General features: G+C 44.8%; 13 protein-coding genes. 3 read left to right on the forward strand and 10 right to left on the reverse strand.

Annotated features, from left to right (window positions below):
• Window positions 1-8: 8 nt before the first annotated feature.
• The 10 genes from HRR27_RS10290 to HRR27_RS10335 form a co-directional block, all read right to left on the reverse strand.
• On the reverse strand, window positions 9-1241 hold the full coding sequence (locus HRR27_RS10290) for a CpaE/TadZ family protein (protein ID WP_173273505.1): 1233 nt from the start codon (window positions 1239-1241) through the stop codon (window positions 9-11).
• The gene (locus HRR27_RS10295; protein ID WP_173273507.1) at window positions 1241-2815 is read right to left on the reverse strand and encodes a type II and III secretion system protein family protein; all 1575 of its coding nucleotides are present in this window, start codon (window positions 2813-2815) and stop codon (window positions 1241-1243) included. Before HRR27_RS10295 ends, HRR27_RS10290 begins: the two co-directional genes overlap by 1 nt.
• Window positions 2812-3711: a Flp pilus assembly protein CpaB gene (gene cpaB / locus HRR27_RS10300; RefSeq protein WP_173273509.1), complete on the reverse strand. Its 900-nt coding sequence runs from the start codon at window positions 3709-3711 to the stop codon at window positions 2812-2814. Before cpaB ends, HRR27_RS10295 begins: the two co-directional genes overlap by 4 nt.
• An 84-nt stretch (window positions 3712-3795) precedes the next feature.
• Complete coding sequence (locus HRR27_RS10305; RefSeq protein ID WP_173273511.1) at window positions 3796-4275, reverse strand: hypothetical protein; 480 nt, start codon at window positions 4273-4275, stop codon at window positions 3796-3798.
• Window positions 4276-4341: 66 nt separating this feature from the next.
• Entirely contained in the window at window positions 4342-4563 is a 222-nt protein-coding gene (locus HRR27_RS10310; RefSeq protein WP_173273513.1) for a hypothetical protein, read from the reverse strand.
• Between the two features lie 166 nt (window positions 4564-4729).
• Window positions 4730-5227, reverse strand: a complete 498-nt coding sequence (locus HRR27_RS10315; protein ID WP_173273515.1) for a GlcG/HbpS family heme-binding protein — start codon at window positions 5225-5227, stop codon at window positions 4730-4732.
• A gap of 241 nt (window positions 5228-5468) precedes the next feature.
• Window positions 5469-8804 (reverse strand): efflux RND transporter permease subunit, encoded by a 3336-nt coding sequence (locus HRR27_RS10320; protein WP_173273516.1) that lies wholly within the window; start codon window positions 8802-8804, stop codon window positions 5469-5471.
• 12 nt (window positions 8805-8816) lie between these two features.
• A complete protein-coding gene (locus HRR27_RS10325; RefSeq protein ID WP_173273518.1) occupies window positions 8817-9908 on the reverse strand; it encodes an efflux RND transporter periplasmic adaptor subunit in 1092 nt (363 codons plus the stop codon).
• A 36-nt stretch (window positions 9909-9944) separates the two neighbouring features.
• Window positions 9945-11345, reverse strand: a complete 1401-nt coding sequence (locus HRR27_RS10330) for a TolC family protein (protein WP_173273520.1) — start codon at window positions 11343-11345, stop codon at window positions 9945-9947.
• Window positions 11346-11630: 285 nt separating this feature from the next.
• Complete coding sequence (locus HRR27_RS10335) at window positions 11631-12275, reverse strand: alpha/beta hydrolase (RefSeq protein WP_173273522.1); 645 nt, start codon at window positions 12273-12275, stop codon at window positions 11631-11633.
• A 179-nt stretch (window positions 12276-12454) separates the two neighbouring features.
• Here HRR27_RS10335 and HRR27_RS10340 point away from each other — a divergent pair, with 179 nt between their 5' ends.
• The 3 genes from HRR27_RS10340 (at window position 12455) to HRR27_RS10350 (ending at window position 16296) form a co-directional block, all read left to right on the forward strand.
• Complete coding sequence (locus tag HRR27_RS10340) at window positions 12455-13585, forward strand: 4-phosphoerythronate dehydrogenase (protein ID WP_173273524.1); 1131 nt, start codon at window positions 12455-12457, stop codon at window positions 13583-13585.
• Between the two features lie 156 nt (window positions 13586-13741).
• Entirely contained in the window at window positions 13742-14311 is a 570-nt protein-coding gene (locus HRR27_RS10345; protein ID WP_173273526.1) for a DUF302 domain-containing protein, read from the forward strand.
• Window positions 14312-15015: 704 nt separating this feature from the next.
• On the forward strand, window positions 15016-16296 hold the full coding sequence (locus HRR27_RS10350; protein WP_173273528.1) for an OmpP1/FadL family transporter: 1281 nt from the start codon (window positions 15016-15018) through the stop codon (window positions 16294-16296).
• Window positions 16297-16444 lie beyond the last annotated feature (148 nt).

Consider the following 16444-nt stretch of genomic DNA (forward strand, 5'->3'; position numbering starts at 1 on the left):
AAAAGCGCTTATTTTTCTGGATTACTGTTGCGTTTTGGTGTCAACAAATGGCTTAAAAATTGGTTGAATTGCTCCATAATACTCGGCTTAACTTCTTTGCGAAAACTTGGAATAATCAACTCATCGGTTTTTAAGACACCGTTATGTAACATATGAGCCAAGGAAAACAGTTGGCGATTAACAATCGCATCTGGCTTAAAGCGCGACAACAACTGCCCTTCTTTGAGAGATTCATTAAAACCGTGATAATCATTAGAAACGCGGATTACTGTATCAATTTCCAAAGAGTCAATCACATCATCCAATACCACATCGCTATTTGGCGTACTGCGGTTCACCACCAATTTCAAAGACTCTTTTACATACCCCAATTTTTGCGACAACTGAATCGCTGTGTTGACCGCCCGTAAAGAGGAGAGTGACGGCTCGGCAATTAGCACCACATTATCCGCCTCATCCAAACAACTCAGGGTTGCATCTGATAAATCAGACGACAAATCGATGACCACATGGTCAAAATAACGACGCAAAGATTGAATCACCGTTTTAATCAACTCTGCATTCAGCCCATCTAACTCACCAATATCACTCGGTAAAGACAATAGATACAGCCCCGAATCATGGCGACTTAATGAGTTATAAATTAAGTCTTCGTCAAAACGGTTTATATTGTAAATAAAATCCGTAATCGTATAGAGACGCTGGTTTTCCATATTCAGATACAGAACTGTGTCACCAAGCGGCATATTCAAATCAACAAGAACCGAACGACCATGCGTTAAATCGGCAATATGCGCGGCCACATTGGTGGCCAATGCGGTACGCCCCACTCCGCCTTTTAGACTAAAAAACGCTGAGACATTTCCGTTTTTACCGATACGTCGGCGATCTTGCATATGCAGAATCGACAAAATATTAAAAACTTCATCCGGACACTCAATAAAACCTTGCACACCTTGATGCGATGCCTCAATTAAGAAATCGGCATCTTTCTCTTTCAGCAAAACAAAAACCGCCACCCCTTGCGCCAAAGTCAGAATCTGGTTGATGCGGTTAATTACGGTTTTACTGTCACCGTCGTACTCAATTAACACTAAGCTCGTGTCTTCTGGCCAAATTTTTGGCACTTCGACCATCAACTCCAGCGAATATTTTGAGCGAATCGAAATCGACACCGCTTCAAGCAAATCACGGTCAGAGCCAACATATAACGCCTGATGTAAGTTAACGGTATTATCCATTATGGTTTCTCCAAGCCGATTTTATTCGTTAACTCTGGCAATGCTTTCTGCCCCTCCGGTAAAGTTGCAGAAATTTTACCGAACCAAAATGCATCACTGTAAGACGGCGCAACCAAGTTTTCACCAGGCAGCTGAATATCAACTCCTTGGGCAATTGGCTCAACAAAGGTTGGGGTAACAACAATGGCAAGCTCAGTTTGATCCTTGTTAAAAGAGGTTGAACGGAACAATGCCCCTAAAATCGGAATATCACCCAAAAATGGGACTTTAGAAATCGAGTTTTCAAAAGAGTCTTGAATCAAACCGCCAATCACAAAACTTTGACCGGCCGCTAAGGTGACGGTGGTTTTGGCACGACGAGAGCGAAAGCCCGGTTGAATAACACCCCCACTGGCCGAACCAGCGCTTTCATCAATATTCGAAATTTCCGGCGCGACGGTTAATTTAATTTCACCACTTTCGGTAATTAACGGACTAAAGCGTAAACGCACCCCAAACTCTTTATAGCGAACCGTAACGGAATTATCATTTTGCGATACCGGAATCGGCACTTCGCCACCAACCAAAAATTCGGCGGTTTCACCAGACTGCACGGTTAATTCAGGACGCGCCAAAATCCGCGCCAAATTATTCCCCTCTAGCACCGACAAAATACCAAACATTCCGTTACCGGAGGTATTAACCCCAATCTGAAACGCTTGGCCTGACAAAGGGGCGGTTAAACTGGAAATACCGGCCAACGTGTTAAGGATATAGTTCCCTCCGTCCGAACCAGGAGGAAAAATACCGGAATGGGTATTACCACTGCCAAAAAGCGCACCGCTTTTAAATGGATTACCTTTAACCACTTCGGCCACGCGCACCTGCAACTTCACCTCTTGCGGCCCGCTAATATCAATCATATTCAACACGCTCACACCCAGCGTGGAAATCACCGACTGAATACGCTTCTTCTGCGCATCATTGGGCACAGAACCACTCAAAACCACCATTAAGTTACCGGCCTGTGGCGAAATTCTCGACTGGCCAACGGATTCCCCCGTTTGCAACACTTCTTGATCTTGACGAGCGCTATTGGTTAACGATTTGCCGTCATCAATTTGATTACCCACCTCATCAATCTGGCGTTGAATATTGCTTTTCTCATCGACCCAGATAGAGCGCACTTCAAAACTTACCGTACCAGCAGGGTTGAGTTTTTGCAGCAAATCGCGAATCGTGTTTTCAATCATCACTTGTTGCTGCGGATTTTTCTCAACTTTCAAAAGATAGCGGTACGTTTTATTCGGGTTTTCACGAAAGTTAATAAACAGTTCGGTATGACCAATTGCATTCCCGGTAACCAGTAATTCGCTACCACTAATCACTTTTAAGGTTGCGGTTTCAGGATTAGCGACCATTGCACGCTTAATGGTCTTTTTAAAATCAACCAGTTTCGATTCTGCCTTGGTCAGGGTATACACTTCTTTCGCTTCTGCTTGCGCATAAGCCTCAGACGCATGAAACGCCGTAGCAACCGGCAACGAGATTAGACTTGTAGAAAATAGCGCGGCGAGCAAGCGTTGTTTAATCATGGCACTTTCACCTCTTGAACTTCACCGCCCTGTAAGAGCTGAACGGTTTGACGCTGCCCTTTATCGGAACGGACCACGCGTTTTTGCTGATCACTTTCAATCACTCGCACATTCACTCCGTCACTTTCTTTAATTTCAATATCCGCAGCATTACGCAGTAACAGATTTAAACTACCAACACTCATCGCCAAAGCCAATTTTTCGGCTTGCTGCACCGTCAGATGCAATGCGACCATTGAGCGCTTTACGGCCGTTTCATCTTTTTTGGTGCCGGACTGTTCCATCTCACTGATTTCTGTTTTTGGTTTAAAACGACTCTCTTGGCCTATAGAAAGGACTTCAATATTTTGCAGAATCACGCGACTAATTTGACGATCGCCGTTCGCGCTGTTAAAAACACTGGCGATATCAACGTGATCACCTGGTTTTAGAATCCCCAGTAAACCCGACTCCGGCGAGACAGGAATGCGCATGGCACGCATTCCCGGTTCAATCAAAGAGGTAATCCCTTCAACTTGTTCCAAAGGAGCGTCATCTAATTTATCCGTGAACTTTTTCGCAAATAGCCACTCACCAGCATACATATCTTGGCGGACAATTTGGCCAATCGCTTGTTGTGGCTTTTCGTAGATGCCTTTAATCTGAATGCCTTCTTTAGCAATCATCAACACCTTGACATCATCCGGTTCGATTTTTTCACCGCGAAATAAATCGCGAGACGCAATCAGCACTGGCGCAAGCACCGGCTTTTCAACAACGGTGACGGTTTTAACAGGAATGTCTTTTTGTGCATCCGCTACGCGTTTTTCAATAAAACTATAGACAAGGGCAACAACAGCCAACGCGGAGAGCGCCGCAATCGAGTAGAGAAGCCAATCACTTCGTGAAATTTTCATAGAACGTTCAACTTTAGCTGTAAGCAGAAAAAAATGGCTAAGCTGTTACTTTTAGACCGCTGTAAAAAATAACAGATTAAACATTTAAGGCGCCGATGATTGGCAACTTGCTTTGATACTAATGACTGTATCGACATTCATCGGAAGGTATTCATTTAAAAAAGTCGGCAAGGTCAAGGTATTCGCAGTGCCGTTAAATTTGATTACGTAATGGTCAAACCCAAATTGAGAATCGGTTTCATTCGTGATGTTAACTGCGCCTGGATCGGTTTCCAAAAGCTCAACGCCTTTGATCTCCAAGGAATTTAACACCAATGCTTTTACAGCTTCACTGGCGCCGACGTTTAATTTAACCGAGCCGGCATCACAGTAAACGCCAAAGTCACTAACAAAACCAGATGCATTATCCATAGCAGAAATTTCTCGAACTTCGTCAACAATGGCCAGATGCACATCGGTCAAAACATCGTTGACGATTAGACTGTTCATGGCATACGACAGTGTTTCAATAATAAACAGCACTACCCCTAATAAAAGGGGTAGCACATAGGCAGTCTCTAACATCACTGCCCCATTCTGTTTTTTCAAACACTTGTACATTATGAGAAATGTCCGATATCAATTACAGGATTATTCTGTGGTGTTGCCTACCGCTTGATTCACTTTATTCGTGATCGCTTCACCGACAACCCCACCAGTATCGCCTTCACCGCCTGTTCCAAATAAAATGGCGGCAACAACTGCGATACCTGCAATAATCAGCGCATATTCCATCATTGAAGCGCCTTTTTGCGATGCCAATTTTTGACGACGCTTTGCCTTAAGGGTATTTACAATTTGATTTTCTAGCATATTCATTCCTTTTCACTCTTAAGAAAAATACTAACACTCACGATACAAGTGAGTTTTTTTACCTGTAGAAGTGATTCTAACGCTTTTTTATCGATTAGAAAGACTCAGGCGTATTAAATTTTCTATACTCTGTAAAGAGTACTTACATAGCGAGATAAAAGTGCAGTTACATCATCTCCAAATCTTCTAAAATCGTAGCAATTCCTTTCAATGCACAAGCCTCATCATCCATACCATCTGGAGCGCCACTAACCCCAACTGCACCATAAAGCTTACCTCCAGCCTGAATCGGGGTAGAACCCGCCATAAACGCCAAGCCTTCACCCATTGTTTGTAAAGGGCTCTTCGCACGATCGCTTAATTGCGACCCTTTAACATTGAACATCACCGCGGTATAGGCCTTTTTTTGGCTAATACCCAGCGATACTGGCGGAGCAATGGTGTCACGCAACTGAGCCTGCACAATACCATTACGATCCACCACCGTAACACTCACTGGAATGCCTTTTTCACGACACGCTTCAATCGTTGCCATCGCCGCTTTATTCGCCATATCCAAAGAGAGACGCGCCACATTCACTACTAAAGGTTCAGCAGCAAAAACCGAAAAAGAACTCGCTAGCACGCTAATCGACAATAGCGCCGTCGTCATGATTTTTCTCATCGTTTTCTCCTAAGCAATAAAGTCAAATTTTGTATATAAATTTACTTTGCCAGTATACGCAAGGATGCGCACAACACTAATAACAAAAACTTAACTACCGATAAATTTCATTAAAAATTTACCCTGTAATGACAAACTCAGTAAACGTATAAGATCGCTGCCCATCCAATAAACAAAAACGCCCCGATGCCAAAATGGCTTCGAGGCGTTTTTGATTTACTGTTTAGAACAGTTGTTAAGCTTAACTATTGGCTTGTGCCTTCTGCAAAGCCTCTTGCTGTTTAACGCCACCGTGCCACTGCCAGATGTAATACATCAACGGAATGACCAACAGAGTTAATACGGTCGACGAAATGGTACCGAAAATCAGGGCAACAGCCAAACCACCAAACACCGGATCGGTAATCATAATCATCGAACCGAAAATAATGGCCAACGCGGTCAACAAGATCGGACGGAAACGCACTTTACCAGCTTGAATGACCGCTTCTTTCAAAGGCTGCCCTTCGGCACGATATTCAAGAATAAAATCAATCAGCAGCAACGAATTACGCACCACAATACCCGCGAGCGCAATGACCCCAATCATCGAGGTTGCCGTAAAGGCTTGCTCGGTTAACCAATGCCCAGGGAAAACCCCAATCATGGTCAACGGAATCGCTCCCATGACTATCACCGGCATCATAAACGACTTGTAATAACCGACCAGAATCAGATAGATAAAAATCAGTGCCACAATAAACGCCGAGCCCATGTCACGGAAAACATCCAATGTTAGGCGCATTTCGCCGCCCCATAGCAAAGTATAATCCATCACATCTTTCGGATCCGCCGCAACAAATCCTAGGTTCGCGGTTTGGAAAGTTACTCCAGATTCTGGCAAGGCCACTTTATCCAACATCTTATCCAGCGATAGAATTGCATAGACTGGGCTAGACTGCAGAAGCTCACCGCCAATCATCACCATACTGTGTTGATCGCGTGACAATATTGGTTTGGCACGAGGCACTTCAACAATATCCGCCAAGGCAGACAGTGGCACCGCTGCACCAGCACGCGACTGCACACGCAATGACAATAACTGCTCAGGCACGGTACGCTCAGAACGCGGCAAACGCACTAATATATCTACCGGCTCACGCACGTTATCCAAGTGCATATACCCCAGTTCAAAGCCGTTGATGTAGTCACGCAGCATTTTGCTGACTTGCGCTGGCGCCACGCCCAACAAATTGGCTTGTTCACGATCGATATTGATTTCATAGGTTAGCGAATCACCAGTCACCGAATCGTCAATATTAATAAGACCGTAAATTTGCTCAAATTTCGCGCTGACTTCTTTCGAGGCCGCACGCAACTTATCGTAGTCAGGACCATACAGTTCCGCCATGATTTGTGTCGTCACTGGTGGCCCAGGTGGAGTTTCGTAAAGTTTGATATTTGCGTCAGGAAACACTTTACGCAGTGAGTTCAAATCCAGATTAAAGTTCTGCACAATCTCGTGAGACGAAACTGAACGCATTCCCTTTTTAACCAAATTGACTCGAATTTGCGCAAAATTAGAACCCTCTTTAATCAAATCACCGCGAACCAGTGCCGCGAAATCAATCGGAGCTGGCTTACCGAGAAACACACTATAGTCAGTGACGTAAGAGGTTTTTGACAGCATATTTTCCACATAGCGCACCACGCGATCGGTTGCCTCAACCGCTGTGCCTTCTGGCATATCCACCTGAACCAAGAAAGTACTGGTGTTATCGTACGGGAGCATTTTGACCTCAACACCCGCCGGATGCAGCGGATTATTCATGCCATCCTCTCGAATAAACTGCAGCGCAGGCTGCAACATAGCCGCAATCAATGAAAGCAATACCGCAAACAGGAACACGTTACGCTTAGTACGGCTCTCAATCAAAGGTACAATCGTCTTGACGTACAGCTTTTGCATCCAATCTTCTTGGTGCGGATGATGCGCTTCAGTGCTTTCGCGCGCTTGCATCTCTTTAATGGCTTTTTTACCCAAGAAACGGTAAGCCGCATAAGGCACCAGCAAATACGCAATCAATAAAGACGCAATCATGGCGACCGGAACATTAAACGGAATCGGCGCCATAAACGGCCCCATCATCCCCGTTACAAACAGCATCGGTATAAATGCCAAAATAACCGCAATGGTGGCGACATTGGTCGGATTACCGATTTCGTTCGTCGCTTTAATCAACACTTCATCGAACTTTTCAGGGTCAAAGCCATTGTGAATATGCCGGTGAATATTCTCGATAACCACAATGGCTGCATCCACCAACAGACCCAACGAAAGAATCAAAGCAAACAGGGTGATACGGTTAATCGTCTGGTCGGCAAGCATTCCGATAAACAACACCACAAACAGAATTAACGGCACGGTTAAAGTCACAATCCCCGCTTCACGCCAACCCAAGAACAGCACCAAAATAATGATGACCGAACCAACGGCAATCCCTAAATGCTCCATCAGAAGATTCACCGCAGCGTTGGCTTTTTCACCATCGTTACGGGTCACAACAATATCAACATTATGTGGAATAACCGCTTTTTTCAGTTCAGCCAACTGCTCCAGTACACCATTGGCAACTTGAACCGCGTTTGTACCCGGCTTCTTGGCAATGGTAATGGTTACCGCAGCCTGCGCGCCATCAGCCGCATAGGTTGAGTTTGGACCGAAACCGATACGCGAATAGGCATCCGACTCTTTTGGACCATCTTCAATACGCGCAATATCACGTAAATAAATCGGGCGCCCCATGTCGGCCCCAATAATGATATTGCCGACATCTTGCGCGTTACCTAAATAACCGTTCACTCGAACCAAACGGTCTTGGTTGTTATTGACCAAAGAGCCAACCGGAACCGAAACGTTAGAGCCCAACAACATCTCGCTGATCGTGTCCAAAGACAAGCCCGTTAACGCGATTTTCTGCGCATCCAACCAGACATTAATGGCACGTTCTTTACCGCCAACAACCTCAGTAAAAGAAACACCTGGCAAGTTACGAATATTTTCAACCAGCTTCAACGAGATATCGCGAAGATCGTAACCGGACAACTCAGAAGAGGTGACGGCCAAAGTCATAATCGGCACATCATCGACATTAATTGGCTTGATTAACGGCTGCTGAGTATCCGGCGGCATCTTATCCATGTTCTGCATAATTTGGTTGTACACCTTAACCAAACTATCCACTTGGTTCTGTCCAACCTCAAACTGCACGGTAACTACGCCAAAATCATTCGCAGCATAACCAAAGGTGTGATCCACCCCCGGCAAAGCACTCATAATGGTCTCTAACGGTTTGACCACCATGTTTTCCACTTCTTGCGGCGTTGCCCCACCTTTCGGAACAATAATGTTCGCTGCTGGAACAACGATTTGCGGGTTATATTCACGCGGAGTAATCGTGTAAGCCAAAATACCTGCCAAGGTAATGGCAATAACGATCATCATCGTAATTTTGGAATGAATAAACGCCTTGGCAATTTTACCGGCGATGTTCAGCTCGGTTTTATCCACTGCATTTTGGTTTGCATTTTCAGCCATACAAACTCCCTATTACTCTGCTGCTTGCGCGGCTGAAGAAACAATTTCAACAAAATCGCCATTAAGCATGCTCTGGTTATTGGTCACCACAACTTGCTCACCCAAATTCAAACCGGATTGAATTTCAATACTATCCCCAATGCTAATTCCAGTGCGCACCATGTTAAACATCGCTCTACCGTCTTGCACCACAAACACGCCCTCAATACCGGCACGCTCAACAATCGCGGATTTCGGCACCATCATCGCTTGACGCTCGCCGCGCTTAAAGCTAACGCGTGCAAACGTTCCCGAATTAATATTCGTGACCGCAGGCAAACTCAACTTAACCGTATGAGTACGCGACTTTGGATCTGCGGCACTCACCATCGTGTAGATGGTTCCAACCATGGGCTCGTCTTGTCCGTCAATCAACACCATAGCCTCATCACCATTACGTAATACAGCGTAAAGCTCGCCGGCAACCTGTGTTTGAACGCTCAAAGAGGTCAAGTTCTCAATGACCACAACCGGATTACCTGGCGCCGCTAAATCACCGGCGGTTGAAAGTTTTTCAACAATAACCCCACTAAAAGGAGCGCGTACATTGGCATAATCCAACTGCGATTTAGCCTGATTTAAACCGGACTTAGCCGCGGCAAGGTTCTCTTGCGCAACCGAATACTGTAAACGAATTTTGTCAAACTGCTGCTTAGAGACCGAATCTTCTTTATACAACTGGCTAAAACGATCGTAATCCAACTTCGCATCTTTTAATCCCGCTTCCGCTTGCGCATAAGCTGACTGGGCTTGTGCAATCTGACTTTTGATATCGGTTGAATCAATGCTAAACAATAAGCTGCCGCGACTTACTTTATCGCCAACCTTAACATCCAAGCCTTTGATGTAGCCCATTAAACGCGAAGCAATCCGCGCTTTTTGATCGGGTACCACCGCACCAGGCACGACCGCAGTAAGAGGAACCGTGCCCAATTCAACGCTTAATATTTGCGCCTGGAGAGTCTGCTGCTGAGATTGCGGTGCAACCGGTGCTTCTTGCTGACAGCCGCTCAAGCCCATTGCCGATAAAAGCGCAATTGCCAGGACTTTATTTACTTGTTTCATTACGTTGTATTCCTTTTCTAAACGAGAAATTTCTTATTAAAGCTGTTTAACATCCATACTGCCCGCAGCCAAACGAAGTTTTGCTTTCTGGACATTCACTTCAAACTCCGCCGCGACCAAATCAGCACGCGCCTTATCCAACTGCGTTTGCGAAGCCATTAACTCGGTAAAGGTCGCCACCCCATTTTCATAACGCTTGGTAACCAAAAACTGCGCTTCAACCGCCTGTTCAACCGTTAATTTACTGGACGTGACCTGCTCGCGCGCCACCTGTAAACGATGCCAAGCTTGCATAATCTCAAACTTCACCTTGTTTTCCATCGAAGCGGTTTCAGCTTGCTTTTGCTGCGCTTCGGCTTGTGCCATTTTGATGGTATTTTCAGTCAAACCGAAATCACTGACTTTCCAAGAAAACACCCCTGCCAAGGTATAACTAGAACTCTCTAAACCGATGCTCTCATCATTCCAATCTTGACGAGCCATAACATTAAAGCTTGGCTTTTCATCAGCACGTGCCGCGTCTACCGCATACAGTGAAGACGTCGCTTGCTTACGTTGTGCGGCAAGCTGTGGATTTTTATCAATAGCGTGCGCCAAAATAGACGCCAAGTCACCATCCGGTAAACGAATATCCAAACGTTCAGCAACATCAACTGCGTCAGTCGATTGCAAACCCATCAAAATACGTAAACCATCAAGCGCAATCTGCTCTTGACCTTTTGCTTGCGCTAAAGCGACATCCGCAGCAGAAGCATTAACCTTAGCACTCAGCAACTCAGAGCGCACCACCACCCCTTGGCGCACCAAGTTTTCTGTGGTGCGTACAAATTCTTGCGCGGTTTTCTTGGCTTGTTCAGCAACCGTGATAAAAGAGCGCGCAGCGTGCACCGCTTCAAATGCTTGGTACACACCGAAAGTCAGATATTGCTCAACAGCCACTTCCCCGTTGCCGGCGGCATCAATCATTTCACGCGCTTGTTTTTGATAGCTAGCTACCTTACCGCCGTTGTACACCGGATACAGCACTTCAATACGCGTATTAACATCCGAATGTGGGCCGGGGTTATTTAAAGCACCTGGCTCGTAGCCGGTATTTAAGCCTGTTGCTGACTGAGCACCTGGTTCAGCGATACCAAAATCACCCACCGTTGCCTGACGCTGTTGCAGTTTCATGCCGAACACATTTAAGGCGTTATTCGAGTAAGAACCGGTCACCGAAAAGTTAATTTGTGGCATTTCACTGGCATTTGCTTTACCCAATGCAGATTGAGCCTGCATTAAACGCGCTTTAGCGACATCCATTTCCGGGTTGGCACTGATTGCGATGCGGACCGCTTCAGCAAACGTATACGTTTGCGCCTGTGCGGCCAAAGGAATTGCCAGGGCCAGGGCAAAAGCCAGACCACCGACATGAAAGAGCGGTTTTGCGTTAAACATTACAATCTCCAAGATTTTTGTGAAGTAAACTGGTTTTCATCGTTCTTTATAGGCCCGTATAAATGTTTTATGCCACATTAAAACGGAAAAAGGATGGTCACCCATCCTTCTTAACTAATACATTTGTCTATCTTTGCACACTGGTCGGCATACATTAGCGACAACAACAGAGCAAGACAAGCTTATTAAGACATAAGAAAATTCTAATATTATAGCGATAAGTTCACGCCAAGCAACTACAATATTAGAAAATACTTATTTATAATTTCCCATCTCCACCCAAAGCTATCGATAAGCCAAGCCCACAGCGCGCTTTAGCCAAACCAACTCACCATGAAAAAAATGGGATGCCTGTTCACGCCAATACAAATCTGGTTTCTTCGGTAAACTTCTTGCCCACTCTAAAACCTTACTGCTATCAATAATTTCATCCTGCCCGCCTTGTATAAGCGTCCAAAGAGTGTCTTTATCCAACGCACCCAACGCTTTTGGCGAAAAATCATATAGACCAATCGGCGGAGCCACCGTCAACAAACTAATTGGCTTAAGTTGCGGCGACGCTTTCAAGGCGATATAACTACCAAACGAAAAACCGGCTAAATGCAAACGCGCATGCGTCAGTTGATTAAGTGCCCATACTGAAACCGTCAATAAATCTTCCAGCTCGCCTAATGCATAATCATGCAATCCTTGGCTCTGACCAACCCCACGAAAATTATAGCGAACCACCGAAAAACCCAGCTCTTGATACACCTTAAATAAGGTACTCACAACCTTGTTATCCATCGTGCCGCCATACAACGGGTGCGGATGACTGATAATCACCAGATCATGCACTGAGTCAGCCGTGTAGTATGGATGCTGAATAAATTCAACTTCCAAATCCCCACTTGGGCCAACGATAAGTTCAGACTTTCTGTTATTAAGCACCTTAGCTCCTTTATTAAAATCTGGAACAACATCACCAAGGTGATGATGAAACAACCTAGCATCAAAATGCTTTTGCAACCCCGTGCTGACGTCAATCGGGACTTGTTCTGCGTCTGCCTAGTGCGTCCCCAGCATTCAACCAGTACAATAACGAAAACCATTATGCCGAGACAAAGCCGATGTCACAAACAGTTCAACGTAAATTAATTATTGATGACGCCGTTCCCTACGCCAAAGCCATTTTTGGGCATTTGGGCAACGTCATCAGCCTGCCGGGACGCGACATTGACGCCCAAGCCGTAGAAACCTGCGATGCACTGATCGTGCGCTCCCGCACACAAGTCAACCAAGCGCTTCTGGCAAACTCAAACGCTCAATACATTGGCAGCACGGTGGTCGGTTTAGACCACATTGACCAAGCCTACCTTAGCGAAACCAAGCGCCAATTTTATTCCGCGCAAGGCTGTAATGCCAATTCAGTGGCGGAATTTGTGCTGCATGCTCTATTACTCTTGGCCGAAAAACAAGGCTTTGATTTAAGCAGCAAAAGCTTAGGAATTATTGGCGTTGGACACGTCGGTAAATGCTTACAACAAAAAGCACAAGCCTTGGGAATGCGCTGCCTACTTAATGACCCTCCGCGCGCGCGCGCCGAAGGCACACAAGCGTTTAGCCATCTTAATGAAACACTACAGGCAGACATTATATCAGTGCATACACCACTGACATTTGATGGCGCAGATAAAACCTACCATCTGCTTGACCGCGCCAAACTTGCCACACTTAAACCTGAACAGATTATTGTAAATGCTGCACGTGGTGGGATTATCGACGAAGCGGCTTTAATCGACACCGTTTTGGCTGCCAAAATTATTGACTGCTGGGAAAACGAACCCCATATTAACCCAGACTTGGCCGCCCAATCTTTCTTAATCAGTCCGCACATCGCCGGACATTCGTTTGAAGCAAAACTGGCTGGCAGCACAATGGTATATGCTGATTTATGTCACTTTTGGCAACAACCACAACAACAAGACTGGCAACAGAACCTACCTGAAAAACCAGCCATAATTGAATTGAGCGAAGCACAAGAATGGCAATCCAGCCTTCTCGCCATACTCCAAAACACGCATTTGATTCAAAATGACGACCAAGCGATTCGCTCTGATCCAACGCATTTTGAGACTTATCGACGTCACTATCCCGTCCATCATGAATGGCACATGCACCGAGTAAAAGAAACGAGAAATCAAAAACTTAACGAAATATTACGCGCCTTAAACTTCACACTTTGCAGCGAGAGTAAATAAACTATTAATCAGTTTATTATGAAGTTTTAATAAAAGAATATTATCAACTCCCCAAAAAAATTGGTTTGCAATTAAGTTACGAACCATTAATCTAGCTGTGTGAAAAGTTTGAGAGACATCAAACAGACCTTTAAAAACCGATGGAGATATCGAGATATGAAATTAGCGAACCTATTTAAAGCAGCCATTCTAACAGCTGGTCTAGCCACACTTTCTGGTTGTGGGACAATGAATGCGGCAACCAACCTAGAAGAAGGCGCTTGGGGTACATTTAACGAAATTTGGGACCGTTGGGTAGAATCTGAAGGCGACATTGGCCAAGCGGTTGTCTGGGAAAAGAAAGTCGCTGAAGGCGTTTCGCTGGACGACGTTATCGATGCAATTAATGCAGTAGGGATTGCCCGTAACATTAAAAACGTTGGCGAACTACCGCTTTCTGAAGAACTAAAAGCACGTGGACGCGAGTCTGGTGTAATTCACGTTATGTCTTTCTGTAACCCAGATACTGCACGCGACATGCTTGACTTCTCTCCAGCGATGGGCGCAATGCTTCCATGTCGTGTAACCATTGTTGAACAAGCTGATGGCTTATACCTATACACCATGAACATGGACATGATGGTTAAGATGGGCAAAAAAATGCCTTCTGAACTAAAAGAAAAAACCATGGCAGTTCGTGACACCATTTGGATGATGATGGACAAAGGTTCTCGCGGCGAATTCTAATCGCGGCACCTAGCTCATATCAAAAAACCCCGCTACAGCGGGGTTTTTTTAGATATGTTATTTTGGATATGACTAACCGCCCCCTTTTCAGTACACCGCCCATCCCACTCATCATACGTGAGCATTCAGCAATACTGAATTGTCTTGATTGTTACCCCTCTTCTTCAGCTCAACCGGCTTACTAATCGCACAAAAAAACGACAAACTGCTTATCAGACGAATCTGTAAAAGCAAAACCATAAAAAACCCGCCCGTCTTAACCAAGCTATCGATATAACAACTTTTACGTAGCACTAGTATTTTCAATGAACTAAAGACAATAAATTCGCATTAAAAATTATTTACTCTCATTTATTTTTACTACTTTTGTCCTAATAGCGCTTCAATTGACAGGTTTTTACATTTAACAATCAAACACTTAGATTAAAGCATCAGAATATATTAATCTGCTTGTAAATAAATTTAATTACTCATCGGTCAAAAATTACGGCATATTAACCAACGAACACAAAAAGCCCAGCCTGGAACTTGCGAAAATACAGACAGAAACCTGTATTGGTTAATCTGAAATATTTTGAACTTGTTCTGTACAGCCTTAACTGGATAGTGCCAATACTCCGAATTCAGTCAGTGCAAACAGATGGGCTTTTTCTAAAGAGTAGAAAAAAATAAATAACCTCTGTAAAAATAAAAAAGAGAGCAATATGAGAAAGACAAAACTAGCATTAGCAATCGCCGCAACGGCAATGGTTTCAACTCCAGTTTTAGCAACCAATGGTGACGTCCTGATTGGTCTAGGCGCTCAATCACGCGCATTAGGCGGTACTGGTACTGCTGCTTTCTTCGGTGCTGAAAACGCTCTAACCAACCCGGCACTGCTTGCTAAATCTAAAGGTACAGAGTTTACAATTGGCGGCACCGTATTTATGCCAGATGTTACAGCCAACACTACCGTTACCGGTCAACCAGCGTCTGCAAAAAGCGATAATGACCTTAATATTATTCCTGAAGTCGCCATGTCCACTCGTATCAACGAAAGCCTAACGTTTGGTTTGGGCATGTTTGGTTCAGCAGGTATGGGGGTTGACTACCGTGGCAACCCAGGTTTGTTCGACGGTTACAGCAACTTACAACTAATGAAATTTGCTCCGACACTTGCTTATAACGAAGACAATTTTGGTTTCGGCTTTTCACCGGTTATTCAATATGGCGCGCTAGACATCAACTATGATACTGATGGCAATGCTGCAAATGGTTCTCAAGGCAATGGAATGTCAACCGACCTAGGCTTTGGTTTTAACATTGGTACCTATGTCGATGTCACACCAGAGTTTACAATCGCGTTAGCTTATCAATCACCGATTAGCATGGAATACGACGGACAAATTTCCGTAGCGGGTGCAGGTTTAGGTTTTGATGGAGCCAATCTTCCAATGCTTTCGGATAAATTAGAACAGCCTGCTGAAATCAAGATCGGTGCTGCTTACACAATGAATAACTGGATGTTCACAGCAGATGCCAAACAAATCAAATGGTCTGATGCGGACGGCTATAAAGACTTCCAATGGGAAGATCAAAACGTATACGGACTAGGCGCTAAATATTCTGGTAAAGATTACTGGTTAGGCGCTGGTTTTAACTACGCATCAGATCCAATCAATGTAGTTGGCATGAATGCGACAACTGGCTTACCAGGCTATGCCGCTCAAGCAACTGACTTATTCAACAATCATTTCTTTCCAGGGATTGTTGAAAAACACTTTACACTTGGCGGCGGCTATAACTTAAGCAAATCCATGGCTCTTGATTTTGCAGTTGTTTATGCTGGTGAAGTAACGAAAACCGTCAACACGGGTGTTGTTTCTGATTTCTTGCAAGCACAAGCAACCCAAACAAACCCAAGTGGATTTCCTGCTGACGCTACCACGCATACAACAATCCACTCTCAACTGGGTTACACCATCTCTCTACGCATGAACTTCTAAGATTGATTTCTTAACCGTTTAAGCGATAAGCCGCTGTAGCAATGCAGCGGCTTTTTTTATGGCTAAAGAAGATACGCATACATAAGCGAGCGATTACGGAACCACACACTCACCTGAAGTTACTCAGGCTTACTCTGCCACCCTACCC

The organism is Thiosulfatimonas sediminis, assembly GCF_011398355.1.
Lineage (GTDB): Bacteria > Pseudomonadota > Gammaproteobacteria > Thiomicrospirales > Thiomicrospiraceae > Thiomicrorhabdus > Thiomicrorhabdus sediminis_A.

What these genes read in the sequence shown, in the direction of transcription:
- HRR27_RS10330 (WP_173273520.1), bottom strand. Translation starts at nt 11,345, where the DNA reads ATGTTTAACGCAAAACCGCTCTTTCATGTCGGTGGTCTGGCTTTTGCC.
- HRR27_RS10325 (WP_173273518.1), bottom strand. Translation starts at nt 9,908, where the DNA reads ATGAAACAAGTAAATAAAGTCCTGGCAATTGCGCTTTTATCGGCAATG.
- HRR27_RS10305 (WP_173273511.1), bottom strand. Translation starts at nt 4,275, where the DNA reads ATGTTAGAGACTGCCTATGTGCTACCCCTTTTATTAGGGGTAGTGCTG.
- HRR27_RS10310 (WP_173273513.1), bottom strand. Translation starts at nt 4,563, where the DNA reads ATGCTAGAAAATCAAATTGTAAATACCCTTAAGGCAAAGCGTCGTCAA.
- HRR27_RS10295 (WP_173273507.1), bottom strand. Translation starts at nt 2,815, where the DNA reads ATGATTAAACAACGCTTGCTCGCCGCGCTATTTTCTACAAGTCTAATC.
- HRR27_RS10350 (WP_173273528.1), top strand. Translation starts at nt 15,016, where the DNA reads ATGAGAAAGACAAAACTAGCATTAGCAATCGCCGCAACGGCAATGGTT.
- HRR27_RS10315 (WP_173273515.1), bottom strand. Translation starts at nt 5,227, where the DNA reads ATGAGAAAAATCATGACGACGGCGCTATTGTCGATTAGCGTGCTAGCG.
- cpaB (WP_173273509.1), bottom strand. Translation starts at nt 3,711, where the DNA reads ATGAAAATTTCACGAAGTGATTGGCTTCTCTACTCGATTGCGGCGCTC.
- HRR27_RS10345 (WP_173273526.1), top strand. Translation starts at nt 13,742, where the DNA reads ATGAAATTAGCGAACCTATTTAAAGCAGCCATTCTAACAGCTGGTCTA.
- HRR27_RS10290 (WP_173273505.1), bottom strand. Translation starts at nt 1,241, where the DNA reads ATGGATAATACCGTTAACTTACATCAGGCGTTATATGTTGGCTCTGAC.
- HRR27_RS10340 (WP_173273524.1), top strand. Translation starts at nt 12,455, where the DNA reads ATGTCACAAACAGTTCAACGTAAATTAATTATTGATGACGCCGTTCCC.
- HRR27_RS10320 (WP_173273516.1), bottom strand. Translation starts at nt 8,804, where the DNA reads ATGGCTGAAAATGCAAACCAAAATGCAGTGGATAAAACCGAGCTGAAC.